Annotated in this window: 16 protein-coding genes; 1 reads left to right on the forward strand and 15 read right to left on the reverse strand. The window is 69.1% G+C overall.

Annotated features, from left to right (window positions below):
• Window positions 1-12: 12 nt before the first annotated feature.
• Window positions 13-1,821, reverse strand: coding sequence for a M14 family metallopeptidase (locus BLR99_RS16600; RefSeq protein WP_011796361.1), 1,809 nt, complete (start codon window positions 1,819-1,821; stop codon window positions 13-15).
• 156 nt (window positions 1,822-1,977) lie between these two features.
• Here BLR99_RS16600 and BLR99_RS16605 point away from each other — a divergent pair, with 156 nt between their 5' ends.
• Window positions 1,978-5,640: a hydantoinase B/oxoprolinase family protein gene (locus BLR99_RS16605; RefSeq protein ID WP_011796360.1), complete on the forward strand. Its 3,663-nt coding sequence runs from the start codon at window positions 1,978-1,980 to the stop codon at window positions 5,638-5,640.
• A 54-nt stretch (window positions 5,641-5,694) separates the two neighbouring features.
• Here the strand turns inward: BLR99_RS16605 and BLR99_RS16610 are convergent, their stop codons facing one another.
• From BLR99_RS16610 to serC, 14 genes are all read right to left on the reverse strand, one after another.
• Window positions 5,695-6,066: a monovalent cation/H(+) antiporter subunit G gene (locus BLR99_RS16610; RefSeq protein ID WP_011796359.1), complete on the reverse strand. Its 372-nt coding sequence runs from the start codon at window positions 6,064-6,066 to the stop codon at window positions 5,695-5,697.
• A complete protein-coding gene (locus BLR99_RS16615) occupies window positions 6,063-6,353 on the reverse strand; it encodes a K+/H+ antiporter subunit F (RefSeq protein WP_011796358.1) in 291 nt (96 codons plus the stop codon). The genes BLR99_RS16610 and BLR99_RS16615 overlap by 4 nt, the downstream gene beginning before the upstream one ends.
• Window positions 6,350-6,844: a Na+/H+ antiporter subunit E gene (locus tag BLR99_RS16620; protein WP_011796357.1), complete on the reverse strand. Its 495-nt coding sequence runs from the start codon at window positions 6,842-6,844 to the stop codon at window positions 6,350-6,352. Before BLR99_RS16620 ends, BLR99_RS16615 begins: the two co-directional genes overlap by 4 nt.
• The gene (locus BLR99_RS16625; RefSeq protein ID WP_011796356.1) at window positions 6,841-8,646 is read right to left on the reverse strand and encodes a monovalent cation/H+ antiporter subunit D; all 1,806 of its coding nucleotides are present in this window, start codon (window positions 8,644-8,646) and stop codon (window positions 6,841-6,843) included. Before BLR99_RS16625 ends, BLR99_RS16620 begins: the two co-directional genes overlap by 4 nt.
• A gap of 52 nt (window positions 8,647-8,698) precedes the next feature.
• Window positions 8,699-9,064: a Na+/H+ antiporter subunit C gene (locus tag BLR99_RS16630; protein WP_011796355.1), complete on the reverse strand. Its 366-nt coding sequence runs from the start codon at window positions 9,062-9,064 to the stop codon at window positions 8,699-8,701.
• Window positions 9,064-12,084: a monovalent cation/H+ antiporter subunit A gene (locus BLR99_RS16635; RefSeq protein ID WP_011796354.1), complete on the reverse strand. Its 3,021-nt coding sequence runs from the start codon at window positions 12,082-12,084 to the stop codon at window positions 9,064-9,066. Before BLR99_RS16635 ends, BLR99_RS16630 begins: the two co-directional genes overlap by 1 nt.
• A gap of 111 nt (window positions 12,085-12,195) precedes the next feature.
• Complete coding sequence (lapB, locus tag BLR99_RS16640; RefSeq protein WP_011796353.1) at window positions 12,196-13,353, reverse strand: lipopolysaccharide assembly protein LapB; 1,158 nt, start codon at window positions 13,351-13,353, stop codon at window positions 12,196-12,198.
• On the reverse strand, window positions 13,343-13,699 hold the full coding sequence (locus BLR99_RS16645; protein ID WP_074687380.1) for a LapA family protein: 357 nt from the start codon (window positions 13,697-13,699) through the stop codon (window positions 13,343-13,345). The genes lapB and BLR99_RS16645 overlap by 11 nt, the downstream gene beginning before the upstream one ends.
• Window positions 13,700-13,782: 83 nt before the next feature.
• Complete coding sequence (locus BLR99_RS16650; protein WP_011796351.1) at window positions 13,783-14,112, reverse strand: integration host factor subunit beta; 330 nt, start codon at window positions 14,110-14,112, stop codon at window positions 13,783-13,785.
• 187 nt (window positions 14,113-14,299) lie between these two features.
• Entirely contained in the window at window positions 14,300-15,985 is a 1,686-nt protein-coding gene (gene rpsA, locus BLR99_RS16655; protein WP_011796350.1) for a 30S ribosomal protein S1, read from the reverse strand.
• 156 nt (window positions 15,986-16,141) lie between these two features.
• A complete protein-coding gene (locus tag BLR99_RS16660; RefSeq protein ID WP_011796349.1) occupies window positions 16,142-18,181 on the reverse strand; it encodes a bifunctional 3-phosphoshikimate 1-carboxyvinyltransferase/cytidylate kinase in 2,040 nt (679 codons plus the stop codon).
• Between the two features lie 13 nt (window positions 18,182-18,194).
• Window positions 18,195-19,091 (reverse strand): prephenate dehydrogenase, encoded by an 897-nt coding sequence (locus BLR99_RS16665; RefSeq protein WP_011796348.1) that lies wholly within the window; start codon window positions 19,089-19,091, stop codon window positions 18,195-18,197.
• A complete protein-coding gene (gene pheA / locus BLR99_RS16670) occupies window positions 19,088-20,188 on the reverse strand; it encodes a prephenate dehydratase (RefSeq protein ID WP_011796347.1) in 1,101 nt (366 codons plus the stop codon). The genes BLR99_RS16665 and pheA overlap by 4 nt, the downstream gene beginning before the upstream one ends.
• A 49-nt stretch (window positions 20,189-20,237) precedes the next feature.
• On the reverse strand, window positions 20,238-21,347 hold the full coding sequence (serC, locus tag BLR99_RS16675; protein ID WP_011796346.1) for a 3-phosphoserine/phosphohydroxythreonine transaminase: 1,110 nt from the start codon (window positions 21,345-21,347) through the stop codon (window positions 20,238-20,240).
• Between the last annotated feature and the right edge of the window lie 79 nt (window positions 21,348-21,426).

The raw sequence follows: 21,426 nt of genomic DNA on the forward strand, positions 1-21,426 counted from the left end.
CGGCGGGGGGCCTCAGCGGCCGGCCATGATGTCCTGCCACGCCCGCTCGGCCGCGAGCACCGCCGCGCATTGCGCGCCGTGCGCGAAGCGGAATGCTTCGCCATGGACGGTTTCGTCGGGAAACTCCGTGATGAGCGTCACGGGTGTGCCGTGAGGCGTTTCCGATACGGTGACGGCCGTGCCGTGGATCTGCTCGAACGTCAGCGGGCCCGCGTGGCGTTCATAGAGGGCCATCTGGCGCGCATTGAATTCCGGCAGGCCCGGTACATTCCGCAGCTCGGCCGCCACGCGCTCCAGCAGCTCGCGGGCGCGGCCGTCCCAGCCGGGGTGGTGCCGCAGGATCAGGAAAAATCCCTTGGGAATGGTCCACAGATCGAAACCGAGGGGGATGTACCCCGTGAGCGGACGCGTCCATTCGTGGGCGGGATAGCCGTGCAGATTGAGGTGCAGCTGCGCGCCGGAAACGGCCAGGGCCTGCTCGACGGCTTCCCGCTCGTACAGCGGTGCGCCTTCCCGGTATTCCAGGTCGTCCCCCAGCGCGGTATAGCGTGCGGCGTGCTGCATGTGGCACGGATGGTGGGCGCCCAGTTCGCGGTGCAGCGCATAGCCGTCGGGGTTCTTCAGCGGCAGCAGCGCGAAGTGCGCGCCCGGCTGCGCGGCCAGGGCATGGCCGGCGCGCAGGGCCCCTACCACGCCGGAGGTTTCGTTGGCATGCTGGCCACCGCTCACCAGGACGGGGAAGCGGCTGCCGTGCAGGTAGCGCCATCCGATGGAGCGTCCCTGCCGGGAGCGTGCCACGAAGGCATCGCCGCCCAGCAGATCCAGTTCGAGCGCGATGCGCGCGGCGGATGGCGCCTTGCCGAGTGCCTCCAGGGGCTGGTCTGCATCCGTGTCCGCCCAGGCCGCGGCGTCCTGCGCGCCGGTATCGAAAGCACGCAGCTCTACCCGGACGCGTGGTGCGGTGCCCGGGGCGGCCCGGCGGACGTCGGGCACGATCTGGCCCGGCTGCAGCCGACGATCGCCGGGAGGGCGGCCCGAGTGCTTCTGGAAGAACTCGAGCAACCCGAAGTACAGGTCCTCGTGCATGGCCTCATAGGTGCTGACGCACTCGTGGCCGACATCCAGCCGGCATTCGTAGCCGGGCAGGTCCACGCGCAGGTCCAGTCGTTCGAAATAGGGCTCCTGCCGTGGCCAGGGGTGCGACCGGACGGCATCCACCGCGCACCAGAACAGGCATTCGAATTCGGTGTCCTGCGCTGCGTCCAGCAGGTCGCCGGCGCCGTCGGCGGTTCCCGCGCGCAGCCACCCGGAAGGACACAGTTGGGGGGTCCCGGTCACATCCGGCCGGACCCGGTTCGGCGCGAACACGCGATGCGACTGCCGCGCTCCGCCGGGAAAGACCAGATCGATCTCGTAATGCCGCTCGCTGCTCCCGGCCTCGAAGATGAATTCGCAATCCGGCACCAGCGCCGCGAGTGGATAGGCTTCCAGCAGAAAGCGCCGCGGGCTGGCGGCGGGATGAACGGGATAGCGCACCAGAGCGGTGACCGGGCGCTCCCCCGTGGAGCAGGCGGGCCATTCCTCGATGCACCAGTGGACGAGTGGCTTGTAGGCGCTGCGCAGGCGCGCACGGACCCCTGCCGCGGCCAGTTGCCGCTCGGCCGCGCGGCGCTCCGGGGCGCCCTCGAACAGCCAGCCTTCGATGAACCGCCCCCGCCATTCGGGCGTGGCGAAGCGCGCGAGCCAGTCGTCGAGCGTGCGGGGTTCGATGGCATCGAGCAGGGTGGATGGCACGAGAGGGCGGTCGGGCGATGTGGTCATGGCGTGGTCGTCGGCAGGCGGCGGGCGCAGCCGGGCACGATCCCCGCAAAAACTCCAGGGGCGCGCGCGGCCGGCCACCCCTACATTATGGAAACCGGGCGGACAGCCGCGCCTGCGTGGCGGGCGCCGACCGCAATTTCTGGACGAGGAAACAACATGGCAGGAAACAGCTGGCAGTTCTGGGTGGACCGCGGAGGCACCTTCACCGACATCGTCGGGCGCGGGCCCGACGGCGCGCTGGCCACGCACAAGCTGCTGTCGGAAAACCCGGAGCACTACCGCGATGCGGCCGTGGCGGGCATCCGCCACCTGCTCGGGCTGCCGCCCGGCGCGCCCGTCACCCCCGACCGGGTGAAATGCGTGAAGATGGGCACCACGGTGGCCACCAACGCGCTGCTGGAGCGCAAGGGAGAGCCCACGCTGCTGGTGACCACGCGCGGCTTCCGGGACGCGCTGCGCATCGCGCACCAGCACCGGCCGCGCCTGTTCGACCGGCACATCGTGCTGCCCGAGCTGCTCTACAGCCGTGTCATCGAGGCCCAGGAGCGCGTGGGCGCGCACGGCGAGGTCGAGCAGCCGCTGGACGAGGCGCACCTGCGCGAGCGCCTCTGGGCGGCGTACGACGCGGGGCTGCGCAGCGTGGCCATCGTGTTCATGCACGGATGGCGCTTCACCGCGCACGAGGCCGCCGCGGCACGGCTGGCGCGCGAAGCAGGATTCACGCAGGTGAGCACTTCGCATGGCACGAGCCCGCTGATGAAGTTCGTCAGCCGCGGCGACACTACCGTGGTGGACGCCTACCTTTCGCCCATCCTGCGGCGCTATGTGGAGCAGGTCGCGGCCGAAATGCCGGGCGTGCCCCTTTACTTCATGCAGTCGTCCGGCGGGTTGGCGGATGCGCGGCGCTTCCAGGGCAAGGACGCCATCCTCTCGGGCCCGGCGGGCGGCATCGTGGGCATGGCTCGCACGGCCGTGGCGGCAGGCTTCGACCGGGTCATCGGGTTCGACATGGGGGGCACTTCCACCGACGTGAGCCATTTCGCGGGAGAGTTCGAGCGCGAGTTCGAGACGCAGGTGGCCGGCGTGCGCATGCGCGCGCCCATGATGGGCATCCATACCGTGGCCTCGGGCGGCGGTTCCCTGCTGGAATACGACGGTGCGCGTTTCCGCGTGGGGCCGGAGAGCGCTGGCGCCCACCCCGGCCCGGCTTGCTACCGGCGCGGGGGCCCGCTGGCCATGACCGATGCCAACGTCATGGTGGGCAAGATCCAGCCCGCGCACTTCCCCCGGGTGTTCGGTCCGTCCGGCGACGCCGCGCTCGACGCGGACGTGGTGCGCGAGCGCTTTGGCGAGTGGGCCGCCCGCACCGGCCGGCCGCCCGAGGACGTGGCGCACGGCTTCATCCGCATCGCCGTACAGCAGATGGCCAATGCCATCAAGAAAATCTCGGTCGCGCGCGGCTACGACATCACCTCGTACACGCTGCAGTGCTTCGGCGGGGCCGGAGGGCAGCACGCCTGCCTGGTGGCGGATGCGCTGGGCATGCAGCGCGTCTTCGTGCATCCGCTGGCCGGCGTGCTCTCGGCCTACGGCATGGGCCTGGCGGACCAGAGCGTGATCCGCGAGCAGGCGCTGGAAGTGCCGCTGGATCCGCAGGAATGGCCGGCGGTGGAGGCCGCATTGGCATTGCTGGCCGCCCGCGCCCGGGAGGAACTGCGCGCCCAGGGGCTGCAAACAGCAGCGGGCGAGGTCTCGGTACTGCGCAGGGCGCACGTGCGCTATGCGGGATCGGACACCGCGCTGCCAGTCCCCTTCGGCACGCCGGCGGAGGTCCGGGCCGCGTTCGAGGCCGCCTACCGCCAGCGTTTCGCCTTCCTCATGGCGGGCCGGGCGATGGTGGTGGAGGCCGTCTCGGTGGAAGCCATCGCGCCGGGCCAAGCGCCGTCCGAGAGCCTGCATGTGCTCCATCCGCCACGCGAGGTGCCGCGCCGGAGCACGGTGCGCGTCTATACCGAGGGCGTGGACGGCGATACGCGCTGGCACGAGGCGGCGCTGGTCGTGCGCGACGACTTGCGCCCGGGCGACGTGCTGCAGGGTCCGGCCATCATCGCGGAGCGCACCTCCACGACCGTCGTGGAACCCGGCTGGGAGGCCCGCCTCACCGCGCGGGACCATCTCGTGCTCGAGCGCCGCGCCCCCCGCGCGCAGCGCCATGCGGTGGGCACCACGGTGGACCCGGTGATGCTGGAAGTCTTCAAAAACCTGTTCATGAACATCGCCGAGCAGATGGGGCTGCAACTGCAGAACACGGCCCATTCGGTCAATATCAAGGAGCGTCTGGACTTCTCCTGTGCGCTCTTCGATGCCGAAGGCCACCTCATCGCCAACGCCCCGCACATGCCCGTGCATCTGGGCAGCATGGGCGAGAGCATCCGGACGGTGATCGCACGCAACGCCGGCCGCATGCGGCCCGGCGACGTGTATGTGCTGAACGACCCCTACCATGGCGGCACCCACCTGCCGGACATCACGGTCATCACGCCCGTGTACCTGGAGGAACGCGAGGGCACTGAGGCTGCCCGCCCGTCCTTCTACGTGGGCAGCCGGGGCCACCATGCGGACGTGGGCGGAGTCACCCCGGGCTCGATGCCGCCTTTTTCCACGCGCATCGAAGAAGAGGGCGTGCAGATCGACAACGTCAAGCTGGTGGAAGACGGCGTGCTGCGCGAGGCCGAGATGCTCGCACTGCTGTCCGGCGGCGAATATCCCGCCCGCAACCCGCAGCAGAACCTCGCCGACCTGAAGGCGCAGATCGCGGCCAACGAGAAAGGCGCGCAGGAACTGCGCAGGATGGCCGCGCAGTTCGGCCTGCCCGTCGTGCAGGCCTACATGGGCCATGTGCAGGACAACGCCGAGGAGTCGGTGCGCCGGGCCATCGCACGGCTGGCCGCACGCCTTCCAGAGGGTGCCTACGCACTGCCCCTCGACAACGGCGCGCGCATCCAGGTCGCGGTGCGCATCGATGCGGCGCGACGCAGCGCGGTGATCGACTTCACCGGCACCTCGCCCCAGCAGCCGAACAATTTCAACGCGCCCACCGCGGTGTGCATGGCGGCGGTGCTGTACGTCTTCCGCTGCCTGGTGGACGACGACATTCCCCTGAACGCAGGGTGCCTCAAGCCGCTGCAGGTCATCATCCCGCCGGGCTCCATGCTGAACCCGCTGCCGCCGGCCTCGGTGGTGGCCGGCAACGTGGAAACCTCCACCTGCGTCACCAATGCCCTGCTGGGCGCCCTGGGCATCTCGGCGGGCAGCCAGTGCACCATGAACAATTTCACTTTCGGCAACGAGCGGTTCCAGTATTACGAAACCGTCGCGGGCGGCAGCGGCGCGGGCGGGCTCTTCGATAGCTCCGGAGCGCTGTCGGGCGGCTTCCATGGAACCAGCGTGGTGCAGACCCACATGACCAATTCGCGGCTCACCGATCCGGAAGTGCTGGAATTCCGATTTCCCGTGCGGCTGGAGAGCTTCGCGCTGCGGCCCGGCTCTGGCGGCGCCGGACGCTGGCGCGGCGGCGACGGCGGCGTGCGCCGCATCCGCTTCCTGCAGCCGATGACGGCCAGCATCCTCTCCAACGGCCGGCGGGCCGGTGCCTTCGGCATGGCCGGCGGCACGGCCGGCCAGCCGGGCGTGAACCGGGTCGTGCGGGCGGACGGCCGCATGGAAGCGCTGGCCCACATCGGCCAAGTGGAAATGCAGCCGGACGACGTGTTCGAGATCCACACTCCCGGCGGCGGCGGGTTCGGCGGCACGACCTGACGGGTCCGGACGCCGCGGCGGGCGGGACCCTCGAGGGGCGCAGCCCCCCGGCCGTCAGGAGTCGCGCTGCGAGGTTTCGTCCGTCCGGCGGCTGAGGCTGGGCGGCACGTCGCGGCCCGCCCGCCGGGCACGGAACAGGGCGGCACGCATGAGGAAGATGTTGGTCACCGGCACCGTCACCGCGACGAACAGCGCGATGAGCAGCGGATGCAGCGCCAGCCCGTGTCCCGCGACCGAGAAATAGAGCAGCGTGCCGTGCATGATGCACCAGCAACCCATGGTGGCGATGATCGACGGGGCATGCACACGCTCGAAATATGTCTTGAGCCGTAGCAGGCCCAGCGAGCCCAGCATCGCGATGGCCGCGCCCGCCACGACCAGCACGGCCACGGCGATCTCGGCCCACAGCGGCAGGGCGGCCGTCATTCGATCACCTCGCCGCGCAGCAGGAATTTCGCCATCGCGGTGGAACTCGCGAACCCCAGCAGGGCGATGAGCAGCGCCGCCTCGAAGTAGTTGGTGCTGCCGTGGTAGATGCCCAGCACCAGCATGACCAGCATGCCGCTCTGGTACATGCAGTCCAGCGCCAGTACGCGGTCCTGGGCGGAAGGGCCCTTGAGGATGCGCACCAGCGCGAACACGATGCCCAGCGCGAGCATGGCCAGCGCGATGGGCAGGGCCCAGGAAAGCACGGGGCTGGTGGTCGTCGTCATGATTCGAAGATCTCCATCAGGGGGCGTTCGTAGCGCTGCTTGATGTGGCCGATCACGGCCTCGTGGCTGTCGAGCTCCAGCACGTGCAGCATCAGCACGGAGCGGTCCAGCGACAGCTCGGCCCATGACGTGCCGGGCGTGATGCAGACGATCACCGCCAGCACCGCCAGGCCGTTGGCGTCGCGCAGGTCCAGCGGGATCTGCACGAAGCCCGGGGGATGCCGGCGCTGCGATTTGAACGCCAGGAAGCGCACCACGTTCAGGTTGGAAAGCGAGGTGTCCACCATCACCGACAGCGCGAGGCGCAAGATCGCGCCGGGACGGCGCACGCGCACCGGCAGCGGCCGAAGGCCGCGCGTGAGCAGCGGTATCGCCAGGCCCACGATGGCCGCGAGGATGAGATGGCCTGCGCTCATCGAGTGGTTGAGCAGCAGCCACATGCCGGCCAGGGCGACGGACAGCAGCGGCGCGGGAAACAGGCGCTTCATCATGGCATCACCTTCGTTCCGGCCGGAGGCCGCGCAGCGACGTCGGCCGCCGGGACGCCCGCCAACGGAGCCGGAGGCGGCAACCTGCGTGCGATGGCGACCGTGCCTTCGGGCGTGACGGGGCCGGGCTTCGGCCGGGCCGACATCACGGCATCGATATAGCCGCCCGGCGCGTGCAGCGCGTTCGCCGTCGCCTGCGTGAAATCCATCATCCGGCCAGCCTGCAGCGTCAGGCCCACGCAGCAGGCCAGCAGCAACGCGATGGGAATGCCCTCCAGCACGCGCAATTGCGGAGCGGGGCGGTCGTGCGTGGTCCAGAAATGCCGCATGCCCGTGCGGGTGAGCGCGAGCAGGGCCATGAGCCCGGTGGCGATGAGCATCGCGAACAGCACCCAGCCCACCGCCGATGCCCGGACGCCGGCCGACGGGCCCAATCCGAGAGGGTTGAGCAGCGCCGTGAGCATCGCGAACTTGCCCACGAAGCCCGACAGCGGGGGCAGGCCCGCGATCACGAGCGTGCACAGCAGGAAAGCCAAGCCGAGGAGGGCCGCTGCCGCCGGGATGACGCGGCCCACCAGCACCATCTCCTGCTCGTCCAGGTTCATTTGCTGCGCCGGGATCAACTCGGGTGTGAGAAAGGGCGCATCATCGTCCCGTTCGTGCGGCGCGAGGGTGGAGCCGTCGTTGCGCCAGCGGTCGATCAGGTCGGTGAGCAGGAAGAGGGCGCTGATGGCCAGCGTGGAGCTGGGCAGGTAGAACAGCAGGCCCGCCGTCAGCAGGTTCTGCCCGAAGCCCGCGGCCGCCAGCAGCGTGCCCGACGACAGGATGGCCGCATAGCCGGCCAGCACGCCGATGCGCTGGGAGCCCAGCATGCCGATCGCACCGAACGCCATGGTCACGAGCCCGCCGCCTATGAGCCACAGGCTGCCGAACAGCGCCGATGGCCCGGCCTCGGCGCCGAACATCAGCGTCCACAGGCGCAGGATGGTATAGACGCCCACTTTCGTCATCAGCGCGAACAGCGCCCCGGCAGGAGCGCTGGCCGCGCTGTAGGCCGGCGCCAGCCAGAAATTCAGCGGCCACACCGCCGCCTTGATGAGGAAGGCCGTGGCCAGGATGCCCGCGGCCGCGTGCAGCAGGCCCCGGTCGGCATCGGCCACGTGGGGAATGGTCTGCGCCAGATCCGCCATGTTCAGCGTGCCCGTGATGCCGTAGAGCATCGACACGCCGATCAGGAACAGCGAAGATGCCGCCAGATTGATGGCGATGTAATGCAGGCCCGCCTGCACGCGCGGGCGCCCCGAACCGTGCAGCAGCAGCCCGTACGACGCGGCCAGCATGATCTCGAAGAACACGAACAGGTTGAACAGGTCCGCCGTCAGGAAGGCCCCGGCCAGGCCCATGAGCTGGAACTGGAACAGAGGGTGGAAATGCACGCCGGCACGGTGCCAGCGCGCCGCCGCGAAGACGATGGAGCACAGCGCGACGAAGCTCGTGAGCACGAGCATGAGCGCCGACAGCCGGTCCAGCGCGAGCACGATGCCGAAAGGCGCGGGCCAGTTGCCAGGCAGGTACACGCCCATCGTGGCCGGCTTGCCGCCCAGGTGCGTCCAGAACAGCAGCGCGAGCGATATGCACAGGCTGGCCAACGTGGACAGCAGGTTCATCCCCAGCTTCAGCCGCTGGCGCTCCTCGCGCAGCAGCAGCATGAGCGCCGCGGTCAGCAGCGGCAGCATGATGGGGGCGAGCATCAGGTGCGGCATGAGCGCCGACATCCCTTGCGAGAACTGGGCGGCCGCACTCATCGGCGGCTCCCGGCCGTGCGGCGGCTGTGGCGATGCAAGGCGCGTGCGGCGGTCATGGCATCTCCTGCACGTCGCGCGAATGCGATCCGTCCACATGGTCGGTGCCCGACATGCCGCGCGAGGCGAGCAGCACCACCAGGAACAGCGCCGTCATGGCGAAGCCGATCACGATGGCCGTCAGCACCAGCGCCTGCGGCATCGGGTCCGCATAGTGCTGCAGATCCTTCGCCACGCCCTCCACCAGCACGGGCTCCTTGCCCACGGCGAGGCCCAGGCGGCCCATGCTGAAGATGAACAGGTTCACCGCGTACGACAGCAGCGCCAGTCCCATGATGACCTGGTAGGTACGGGGGCGCAGCACCAGCCACACACCCGATCCCGCGAGCACGCCGATCGCGACGGCCAGAACGATTTCCATCAAGGGGTTCCTCCGGGTGCCGTGGCGGCGGCTCCGCCGCGGGCGCCGTCCAGCGCCACCGGCAGCTTGCTCTCGGCAGCCTGGGCCGCCTGCGCGGACTGCGCCGATTCCTCTGCCTCGCGCTCCTCCGCGAGGCGCGCATGGTAGCGGTGCCCGCGTACCGACTGGTGGGCGATGGCCGTGAGCATCAGCAGCGTGGCGCCCACGACCAGCGAGAACACGCCGATGTCGAAGAACAATGCACTGGCCAGATGGATCTCGCCCACCACCGGCAGGTGCAGGTGGGCCGTGTGGCTGGTGAGGAACGGGTAGCCGAAGAACAGGGCGCCCGCGCCGGTGCCTATCGCGAACAGCAGCCCGGTGGCGATCCAGCGGCGCGGATAGAGCGCGAGGTGCGCTTCCACCCACTGCGTGCCCGAGATGATGTATTGCAGCAGCAGCCCCACCGACAGCACCAGGCCGGCCACGAAACCGCCTCCGGGCTGGTTGTGGCCGCGCATGAACATGTAGAACGACACCAGCAGCGTGAAGGGCAGGAGCAGCCGCACCAGCACGGCGGGCACCATCAGGTAGCCGACGGCGGTATCGGTCGCGTTGCGCGGGTTGAGCAGGTCGGTCTGCAGATCGGCCGGCATGTTGCGCTGCTGCTCGGGCAGATCCATGGTCTCGCGCGCGGGCCGGAAACGCCGCAGCAGCGCATACACTGTCAGCGCGACGATGCCCAGCACCACGATCTCGCCGAACGTGTCGAAGCCGCGGAAGTCCACCAGCATCACGTTCACCACGTTGGTGCCGCCACCTTCGGACTGTGCGCGCTCCAGGTAGAACGTGGACGTGCTCTCGGGAAAAGGCCGGCTCATCATCACATAGGCCAGCCACCCGAGTCCGCCGCCGGCGGCCAGGGAGATCAGCAGGTCGCGGGCGCGCCGCAGCCGGGGCAGCCCCACCGCCGGTGCCAGCTCGCGCAGGCGCTCGTCGCGCCGGGGCAGCCAGCGCAGGCCCAGCAGCACGAGCACGGTGGTCACGATCTCCACCACGATCTGCGTCAGCGCGAGGTCCGGCGCCGAGAACCACAGGAAGGTGATGCAGGTGCAAAGCCCTGCGCCGCCCAGGAGGGTGAGCGCGGCCAGGCGGTGGTACTTGGCCTGCCAGGCCGCGGCCACGGCGCAGACCGAGCCCACCACCCAGATCGCCACGAAAGCCGGCGACAGCGGCAGCGTGCCGCGGTCGCCCAGCTGCAGGCCGCGGGACCACAGCGGCAGCGCCCCTGCCACGAGCGCCGCGCAGACCAGCCACAGCATCTGCCATTGCAGCCTCGGCGTACCCAGCATGCGGCGGCCGCGGTAGCCGGCCAGCGTCAGCAGCGTGAGCAGGGCCTCGAAAATGCGTCGCCCGCTCACGCGGTAGATGAGCGGCGCCGCGTCGATCCGGCCGGCCTCGCGCTGGCGGCGCAGGAGCAGGTAGAGCGCCGCGCCCCCCGCCAGCGCGATCAGGCTCATCACGAAAGGCGTGTTGAAACCGTGCCAGATCGCGAGGCTGTACTCGGGCAAATGCCCTCCGACCACCGGCAGGGCCGCAGTGTCCAGGTAACGGCCGACCGACCAGGCCGGCAGCGTGCCCACCACCAGGCAGGCCAGCACCAGCAGTTCCACCGGCACGCGCATCCAGTGCGGCGGTTCGTGGGGCTCCCGGGGCAGGTCTTCCGCCTTCGGCCCCCAGAACACATCCACCGTGAAGCGCAGCGAATACGCCACGCTGAAGACTCCGGCCAGCGTCGCGGCCACCGGCAAAGCCGTCGCGATGAACGGAGAGGCCTCCAGGAACACCGTCTCCGCGAAGAACATCTCCTTGGAGAGAAAGCCGTTGAGCAGCGGCACGCCCGCCATCGCCGCGCTGGCGACCATCGCCAGCGTGGAAGTCACCGGCATCATGCGCCGCAGGCCCGACAGACGCCGGATGTCCCGCGTGCCGCTCTCGTGGTCCACGATGCCGGCCGCCATGAAGAGCGAGGCCTTGAAGGTGGCGTGGTTCATGATGTGGAACACCGCCGCCACCGCCGCCAGCGGGCTGTTCAGGCCCAGCAGCAGGGTGATGAGCCCCAGGTGGGAGATGGTGGAGTAGGCCAGCAGCCCCTTGAGGTCATGCTGGAACATGGCCGCGTACCCGCCCACGAGCAACGTGCATATGCCGGCGCCGCCCACGATCCAGAACCACGGTTCCGTGCCGCCCATCACGGGCCACATGCGCGCCAGCAGGAATACGCCGGCCTTCACCATGGTGGCCGAATGCAAATAGGCCGATACCGGCGTGGGCGCCGCCATGGCATTGGGCAGCCAGAAATGGAAGGGGAACTGCGCGCTCTTGGTGAGCGCACCCAGCAGCACCAGCACCAGGGCGGTCAGGTAGAGGGGATGGCCGCGCACCAGGTCGCCTGCCGCCAGCACCTGGTCCAGGTCGTAGCTGCCGACGATGTGGCCCAGCACCAGCACGCCCGCCAGCAGGCACAGGCCGCCCGTGCCCGTGACGGTGAGCGCCATGCGGGCCCCGCTGCGCGCGTCCTTGCGGTGGTGCCAGTAGCCGATCAGCAGGAAGGAGAAAAGGCTGGTCAGCTCCCAGAAGAACACCAGCTGGATGAGGTTGCCCGAGAGCACCACGCCGCTCATGGCACCCATGAAGGCCAGGAAGAACGAGAAGAACCGCGGTACCGGGTCGGCGGCCGACATGTAGTAGCGCGCATACAGCACCACCAGCGAGCCGATGCCCAGCACCAGCATGCAGAACATCCACGCGAAACCGTCCATCCGCAGCACGAGGTCCAGACCCAGCGAGGGCAGCCAGGCGATCTCCTGCCGCACCATGCCGCCTGCCGCCACCTCCGGGAAATACAGCGCCGCCTGCACCGCGCAGAACAACGCCACCGCTCCGGCGAGCGTCGATTCGGCATTGCGCGCGTTCGCAGGCAGCAGCGCTGCGAGCAGGCTGCCGGCGAATGGCAGGAGAACGAGGAGGAGCAGGGACATGTGCGGACCATTCTACGGGGAAGGTCCGCGCAAACCGCTATGAAAACCCGAGCATGCTACGGTGTATCGGCGCACTCCGGGAGGGGGCCGGGCTGGACTGTGGACACGCTCTCACAGCTCTTCGACGCGCCGGGCGGGATAGCTGTCCCAGTTCTGGCAGCCGGGGCATTGCCAGAAATGCTGCCGGGCCTCGAATCCGCAGGCCGCGCAGCGATAGCGCGTGAGCGGCTTGGCGGCCTGGTCCAGCGCCCGCTGGACCTGCGGATGGAATTCCTCGTGTTCGAGTTTTTCCTGCGCCAGCCATTTGGCGGCGGCGACGAGCGAGGGCTCCTGCTCCAGGTGGCGTACATACCAGTCGCGCGGCGACCGGGCGGGATCGGCTGCGGCAGACTCCATGGCCACGATCGCGTCGAGCACGTCCAGCGAAGGCGCGCGGGCATAGTGCTCCTTCAGCAACTGCAGCACGTCGCTCTGGCGCCCGGTCGCACCCGCCAGTTCGATCAGCAGCGGCGCGGCCAGCGGCAGGGCGCCGGGGGACTGGCGGGCCAGTTCCTGGAGCGTGGCCATGGCCGCCTCGGCATGGCCGCGGCGCTGCTGCAGCCGGGCAAGCTCGATGCGCGGGCGCGGCGCATCCGGCGCGGTCGCCCGGGCTTCCTCGAACTGCGCCATCGCCGCATCCAGGTCGCCCTGGGCAGCACGCGCCAGCGCCTGCTCGCACAGGTAATGGGCCTGCCGGGCGCTGAAATCGCCCTGGTGGGATCCATGCATCTTGCGCGCGATCGCGGTGGCCTGGAGCCAGTCCCGCGAGCGTTCGTAGATGGCCAGCAGCGCCATGCGCGCCTGGCTCTCGAAGGGCGTGCCTTCCAGCCGCTGCAGCGCATCTTCAGCGCGGTCCAGCAGCCCGGCCTTGAGGAAATCCAGCGCCAGCGCGTGCTGCGCGCGCTCGCGGTCGGCCCGGCTCAGGTCGCCTCGGGACAGCAGGTGCTCGTGCACGCGCACCGCGCGGTTGTATTCGCCACGCCGGCGGAACAGGTTGCCGAGCGCGAAATGCAGTTCCGACGTGTCCGGATCGTTCTGCACCGCCTCGATGAATGCGTCGATCGCCTGGTCCTGCTGCTCGTTGAGCAGGTAGTTCAGGCCCTTGAAATAGGCCTTGGGTGCCCGCCGGTTTTCCTGGCGCAACTGGCGCAGATCGAAGCGGGACGCCAGCCAGCCCAGCACGAACGCCAGCGGCAGCCCCAGCAGGAGCCAGCTCAGGTCAAATTCCATGGATGGGCGGCTGCTGCTGCAGGTCGGTGACGGGGGCGGGGTTGCCCGCCGAGGCGGTGGACGCCGGCGCGGAGGCGGGCGCGGAGGCGGGCGCGGAGGCGGGCGAGGGCGGCAGCGCGGCCTCGGCACGGCGCGCGGCGCGCAGGTGCTTCCACCAGCGGGGCACCATGCCCAGCACGCCGACGGCGACACCGAGGGCGAAGGCGGACAGCACCACCAGCACCAGCGGCGCGGTCCATCGGGTGCCGAAGAAGAAATGCACCGTCGCGTCCTGCTGGTTGTTCAGCGCGAAGGCGAAGAGGGTGAAAAAAATGGCTGCCTTGAGCAGCCACAGGAAATACTTCATGCCATGCGTCTCCTCGATGGTGGGAGGATTCTACGGTCAGGCCCGCCCCCGCGCATGCGCCGGAGGCGGCGTGGCGGGCTCCGTCAGGCGGCGTCGGACGGGTCGGCCGCGATGCCGATGCCCATCTCGGCGGTGCGGCGGTCCACGGCTTCGCGCAGGGCCTTGCCCGGCTTGAAATGCGGAACGCGCTTCTCGGGGATGTGCACGGCCTCGCCGCTGCGGGGGTTGCGCCCCATGCGCGGCGGGCGGCGGTTGACCGAAAAGCTGCCGAACCCGCGCACCTCGATGCGGTGGCCGCGCACCAGCGCATCGCCCACGGCATCCAGGATGGTCTTGACGGCGGCTTCGGCATCGCGTTGCGTGAGCTGGCCGAAACGGGCGGCAAGTTCTTCGACGAGGTCTGATCGGGTCATGGGGTCCGGTCTGTGGCGCCAGGAATCGGCGAAAAGGTGGTCCATGCCGGAGTCCGGCATTTGCGCGCGGCGCTGGGGCATGGGGCTGGAATGCGCACTTGGAAAAAAAGCGGCGGGCGCACGAGGCGCCCGCCGCTTGCGGCCGTGCAGGCACGGCCTTTCTCTGCCTTGCGGGCTCGGGTTCCGATTACTTGTCGGAGTTGTCCAGCTTGGCGCGCAGCAGAGCGCCCAGGCTGGTCGTACCCGCGCTTTCGCGGGCCGATTGCTGCGACAGGGACGCCATGGCGCCTTGCTCGTCGGCCATGTCCTTGGCCTTGATCGACAGCTGGATGTTGCGGGTCTTGCGATCCACGTTCACCACCACGGCCGTGACTTCGTCGCCTTCCTTGAGCACGTTGCGGGCATCTTCCACGCGGTCGCGGGAGATTTCCGAAGCGCGCAGGTAGCCCACGATGTCTTCGCCCAGGTCGATCTCGGCGCCGCGGGCATCGACGGTCTTGACCTTGCCGGTCACCGTCTGGCCCTTGTCGTTCACCGTCACGAAGGTGGTGAACGGGTCGCCGTCGAGCTGCTTGATGCCCAGGGAGATGCGCTCGCGGTCCACGTCCACGGCCAGCACGATCGCCTCGACTTCCTGGCCCTTCTTGTAGTTGCGCACGGCGGCTTCGCCGGGCTCGTTCCAGGACAGGTCGGACAGGTGCACCAGACCGTCGATGCCGGCAGCCAGGCCCACGAACACGCCGAAGTCGGTGATCGACTTGATCGGGCCCTTGACGCGGTCGCCGCGCTTGGTGTTCTGCGCGAATTCCTGCCACGGGTTGGCCTTGCACTGCTTCATGCCCAGGCTGATGCGGCGCTTGTCTTCGTCGATCTCGAGGACCATGACTTCGACTTCGTCACCCAGCGACACGAGCTTGGACGGGGCGATGTTCTTGTTCGTCCAGTCCATTTCGGAAACGTGCACCAGGCCTTCGATGCCGGGCTCGAGTTCCACGAACGCACCGTAGTCGGCGATGTTCGTGACCTTGCCGAACAGGCGCGTGCCCGAGGGGTAGCGGCGCGACACGCCCAGCCACGGATCGTCGCCCATCTGCTTCAGGCCCAGGGAGACGCGGTTCTTCTCGGTGTCGAACTTGAGGATCTTGGCCGTGATTTCCTGACCGGCCTGCACCACCTCGGAGGGGTGGCGGACACGGCGCCATGCCATGTCGGTGATGTGCAGCAGACCGTCGATGCCGCCCAGGTCCACGAACGCACCGTATTCGGTGATGTTCTTGACCACGCCCTGCACGATGGAGCCTTCCTTCAGGGTTTCCATCAGCTTGGCGCGCTCTTCGCCCATGGAGGCTTCCACCACGGCGCGGCGGCTCAGCACCACGTTGTTGCGCTTGCGGTCGAGCTTGATGACCTTGAATTCCATGGTCTTGTTCTCGTACGGCGTCAGATCCTTGATCGGACGCGTATCGATCAGCGAACCGGGCAGGAAGGCGCGGATGCCGTTGACCAGGACGGTGAGGCCGCCCTTGACCTTGCCGCTGGTCGTGCCGGTGACGAATTCGCCGGATTCCAGGGCCTTTTCCAGCGCGAGCCACGAGGCCAGGCGCTTGGCGGTGTCGCGCGACAGGATGGTGTCGCCGTAACCGTTTTCGATCGAGCCGATGGCCACGGAGACGAAATCGCCCACCTGGACTTCGACCTCGCCCTTGTCGTTCTTGAATTCCTCGAGGGGCACGTAGGCTTCGGACTTGAGGCCTGCGTTCACCACGACGAAGTTGTGCTCGACGCGCACGACTTCGGCGGTGATGACTTCGCCCGGGCGCATTTCGGTGCGCTGCAGGGATTCTTCAAAAAGGGCGGCAAAAGATTCAGACATGTATTTCCTAGGTCCGCGGGCGCGTTTCCGCCGGCACCATTGCCGGCGTTTCTATCGTTGCCTGCGGAAGGTTGTGTGGCCGGTGGCCACGGTTGGGGTTGAACACATCGCAAGGCCGTGCGCTGCAGGTGCGGTAGGAGGCCTTGCGGGCCCGGTTCAGTCCTGCGCGGGGTGCGCGAAGGGCTGTCGCTGCTGCCACCAGGCAAGCACCTGCTCGACGGCTTCTTCGACCGACAGCAGGGAGTTGTCCAGCACCAGTGCATCCTGCGCAGGCTTCAGGGGCGCGACCGGCCGGGTGCTGTCCCGGACGTCGCGCGCCTCCAGATCTGCGCGAAGATCGTCGATATTAGCGGAAATTCCCTTTGAAATCAACTGTTTATGGCGCCGCTCCGCCCGGCAGGCCGCGCTCGCCGTGAGATAGACCTTCAATGCGGCGCCCGGGAAGATCACCGTGCCCATGTCGCGGCCGTCCGCAACCAGTCCCGGCAGGCGCCGGAAGCCGTGCTGCAGCGCCACCAGGGCCTCGCGCACCGACGGCAGGGCCGAGACGCGGGAGGCGTTCATGCCGGCCTCCTCGGTGCGGATGGCATCCGTCACGTCGTCCTCGCCCAGCCAGATGCGGCCGGACTCGAACCGTACCGGCAGGGTGCGCGCCAGGGCCGCGATCCGGTCCTGGTGGGCCGCGTCGATGGACAGCCCGGCACGCAGCGCCGCCAGCGCGGTGATGCGGTACATCGCGCCCGAGTCCAGGAAGCGGTAGCCCAGCCGCTGCGCCACCGCTGCCGCCACCGTGCCCTTGCCCGATGCCGTCGGGCCGTCGATGCAGATCACGGGAACGTGCTCCACGGGTGTTCCAGCGACCGAGAAGAGGGCCTCGAAATAGTCCGGGAAGGTCTTGGCCACGCACTTCGGATCCTCGATGCGCACCGGGAGCTTCGCCGGATTGAACGCCGCCAGCGAAAAGCACATCGCGATGCGGTGATCGTCGTAGGTGTGGATGCTCGCCGCGCGCCAATCAGCCGGCGAGGCGGGCGGGGTGACGCGCAGGAAGTCCGACCCTTCCTCGACGGTGGCGCCCAGGCGCCGGCATCCCTGCGCCATCGCGGCGATGCGGTCCGTTTCCTTGACGCGCCAGCTCGCGATGTTGCGCAGCGTGGTCGTGCCCTGCGCGTACAGCGCCATCACCGCCAGCGTCATGGCGGCATCGGGAATGTGGTTGCAGTCGAGATCGACCGCCCTCAGCGGCCAGGCGCCGCGGCGCACCACCAGCCAGTTCGGGCCGCCGGTGACCTCCGCGCCCATGGCGCGGGCCGCCTCGGCGAAGCGGATGTCGCCCTGGATCGAGTCCAGGCCCACGCCGAGGATGCGCAGCGGCTCCTGGCCGGGCGCCGGGGCCGCCAGGGCACCCAGGGCGATGAAATAGCTGGCCGAGGAGGCGTCGGCCTCGACGTGGATGGTGCCCGGGGAGCGGTAGCGGCTGCCGGCCGGGATGGTGAAGCGCTGCCATTCGTCGTGCCGCACCCGGATGCCGAAGCGCTCCAGCAACTGCAGCGTGATGTGGATATAGGGGCGCGAAATCAGCTCGCCCACCACCTCGATCACCACGTCCTTCTCGCGTGCCACCAGCGGCAGGGCCATCAGCAGGGCGGTGAGGAACTGGCTGGATACGTCGCCGCGCACGCGCACGGGCGCATCCAGCGCCAGCGGCGGGACGCCGCCCGCATGCGCGATGCGCAGCGGCGGGAAGCCAGGATTGCCCAGGTAGCTGATGTGGCAGCCGAGCTGCAGCAGGGCCTCCACCAGGTCGCCTATCGGGCGCTCGTGCATGCGCGGAACGCCGGAGAGCTCGAACTCGCCGCCCAGCAGGGCCAGCGCCGCCGTCAGCGGCCGCATGGCCGTGCCCGCGTTGCCCAGGAAGAGCTTCGACGGGGAACGCGCGGGGGACGTCCCCAGGCCGGTGATGCGCACCGTGCCCTGCGCGGCCGCGCCTTCATCGACGCCGCAGCCGATTTCCCGCAGCGCATCCAGCATCACGCGCGTGTCGTCGGAAGCCAGCAGGTCATGGACTTCCGTCGTCCCCTCGCTCAGTGCGGCCAGCAGCAGGACGCGGTTGGAAATGCTCTTGGAGCCCGGCAGCCGCACGGCTCCTCCGGCGGTATCCAGGGGAGGGAGGTCGAGAAACGCGGTGCTGTACATCGGCTGCGGGAATCTAGGAGGCGCGGCGGGCGCCCATGCGCCAATGGGCGCGGGTTTCGCTGGCGAGGGTGATGAGGTCTTCGAGCCCTTGTCCGTCGCCCTGCTGCATGGCCTGCTCCATCTGCTGGAGCGCCTGCGCGAAGTGCCGCGACTGTGCCAGCAGTTCATCGCGGTTGGCGAGCAGGATGTCACGCCATATCTTCGGGTCGCTGGCCGCGATCCGCGTGAAATCGCGGAAACCCGGGCCGGCGAGCGAGAGGAACACATCCCCCTCTGGTTGCGCGTTGATGCTGTTGATCAGCGCGAACGCGAGCAGGTGCGGCAGATGGCTCACGGCGGCGAAGGCCGCATCGTGCGATTCCGGCGACATGCTGCGCACCCGGCAGCCCAGGGCGCTCCAGACAGCCTCGGCCTTGCCCAGCTGGTCGGTGAGCGTGCGCTCGGTCGGCGTGAGGATCACCTGCCGTCCCGCGTAGAGGTCCGCCTGCGCATGTTCCACTCCGGAGGCCTCGCTGCCGGTGATGGGATGGGCCGGGACGAAGGACCCGAACTGGTCGCGCAGCGCGCCGCGCGCCGCCTGCACCACGTCGGCCTTGGTCGAGCCCACGTCCATGATGAGCATCTTCGGAGTGACCAGGTGCTTGATCGCCTTGAGCGTGGATTCCGTCGCCGCCACCGGCACGGCCAGCAGCACGATGTCCGCGCCCGCGACCGCGAGCAGGGCGGACGGGGCCTCGACGTCGATCACGCCGAGCTGGCGCGCGCGGTCGGTGGTGGACGGCGACTTGCTGTAGCCGACGACGCGCTTGACCAGTCCGGCCTTCTTCATCGCCAGCGCGAACGACCCGCCCATCAGTCCGCAGCCCAGGAGGCCCAGCTGCTCGAATACCGGAGTGACTGCTTCGCTCACGGCGCCACCGGATAGGCGCCGAGCACCTTGTAGAACGCGCAGAGCGAACGCAGCTCCTCCAGGGCCTTGGCCACGTGGGGCTGGCTGGGGTGGCCGTCGAGGTCGATGTAGAAATAGTATTCCCACTGGCCCGTGCGCGCGGGGCGCGACTCGAAGCGGGTCATGGAAACACCGTGCGTTTTGAGCGGCACCAGCAGGTCGTGCACCGCGCCCGGGCGGTTGGGCACCGACACCACGAGGCTGGTGCAGTCCTTGCCGGAAGCCGGCGGCATCTGCAGCGTGTGCGGCAGGCAGATGACGGCGAAGCGCGTGCGGTTGTAGGCATCGTCCTGGATGGCGTGCGACACCAGATGCAGGCCGAACTGCGCGCCGGCGCGCTCGCTCGCGATGCCCGCCCACGCAGGGTTCCCTGCCGCCAGCCGCGCGCCCTCGGCATTGCTGGAGACCGGACGGCGCTCCGCGTGCGGCAGGTGCTTGGACAACCAGGCCTGGCACTGGGCCAACGCCTGGGGATGGGCCAGTACCACCTCGATGCCGTCCAGGGAGTTGGACAGGCGCAGCAGGTTGTGGCGCACCAGCAGGCTCACTTCACCCACCACGTGGCAGGGGGTGTGCAGGAACAGGTCGAGCGAGCGTGTCACCACGCCTTCCACCGAGTTCTCGACACCGACCACGCCGTACTGTGCGCTGCCGGCCGCCGTGGCATGGAACACCTCGTCGAAGTTGGCGCAGTACATGAGGTCCGCGGCGCCGCCGAAGAACTCCACGGCCGCCTGCTCGCAGAATGTGCCGGCCGGGCCGAGCACCGCCACGCGCTGTGGCGACTCGAGGGCCAGGCATGCCGACATGATCTCGCGCCAGATCGCTGCGACGTGGGCGCCCTTGAGCGGTCCCGGATTGGCGTGCTGCACCTTGTCGATGACCTGGGCGACGCGGTCCGGGCGAAAGAACGGGGTGCCTTCGCGTTTCTTGACCTCGCCGACGCGCTCGGCCACCAGCGCGCGCTGGTTCAGGAGGGTCAGCAACTGCTGGTCGATGTTGTCGATCTGCACCCGCAGGCTGGCGAGATCGGGGGACGCTTGAGGGGATTGGGACATGGATCGGTCGGGGCTGCGGGCAGCGGGCGATAGGGCGCGGCGCGCCGTCTCAGGCGCTGCGCTGTTCGAATTCTTGCATGTAGGCCACGAGCGCCTCCACGCCTGCCAGCGGCATGGCGTTGTAGAGGCTCGCACGCATGCCGCCCACCGACTTGTGGCCCTTGAGCTGCAGCAGACCCCGCTCCCTGGCGCCTGCCAGGAAGGCCTCGTTGCGCGTTTCGTCGCGCAGGAAGAAAGGGATGTTCATGCGCGACCGCGCGTTCGGCGACACCTTGTTCACGTAGAACTGCGACTGGTCGATGAAGTTGTAGAGCAGGCGGGCCTTGGCGATGTTGCGCTGCTCCATGGCCGCGATGCCGGAAAGATCGCCCTCGCGCTGGCGCTTGAGCCACTGGAAGGTCAGGCCCGCGATGTAGATGCCCCAGGTGGGAGGGGTGTTGAACATCGACTGGTTCTCCGCCACCACCTTGTAGTCGAAGGCGCTCGGGCAGGCCGGCAGCGCGTGGCCCAGCAGGTCCTCGCGCACCACCACCAGCGTGAGCCCGGCGGGGCCGAGGTTCTTCTGCGCGCCGCCGAATGCCAGGCCCACGCGCGACCAGTCCACCGGGCGGGAGGCCACGTGCGACGAAAAGTCGATCACCAGCGGCGCATCGCTGCCCAGGGCGCGCAGGTCCGGCAGTTCGTGGAACTCGATGCCATGGATCGTCTCGTTGCTGCACAGGTGCAGGTAGCTCGCGCCGCGACTCAACTGCCAGCTCGCGGGGTCGGGCAGGGTGGTGAAACCGCTGTCCTCCGCCGATGCGGCCACGTGGACCTCGGAAGCGTACTTGCGCGCCTCCTTCAGGGATTTCTGGCTCCAGCTGCCGGTCACCACCATGTCCACCGTAGCGGCGCGCGAGAGGTTCAGCGGCACGATCGCGTTCTCGGCCAGGCCACCACCCTGCATGAACAGGATCCTGAAATCCTGCGGAACGGCGAGCAGTTCGCGCAGGTCCGCCTCGGCCTGCTCGTAGATCGAGATGAACTCCTTGCCCCGGTGGCTCATCTCCATCACGCCCATGCCGCTGCCGTGCCAGTCCAGCATTTCGGAGGCGGCCTGCTGGAGGACTTCGGCGGGAATGGCGGCGGGGCCGGCGGAGAAGTTGTACGGGCGGTTCATCGGTTCAAGCGGTCGGAGGCCGTGCCGTTTCTGGGGGGCGTGGGGGTAAACATCTCGGTGCGCCCGCGGTCGAGCCGGC

The sequence above is a fragment of the Paracidovorax citrulli genome (assembly GCF_900100305.1).
Lineage (GTDB): Bacteria > Pseudomonadota > Gammaproteobacteria > Burkholderiales > Burkholderiaceae_C > Paracidovorax > Paracidovorax citrulli.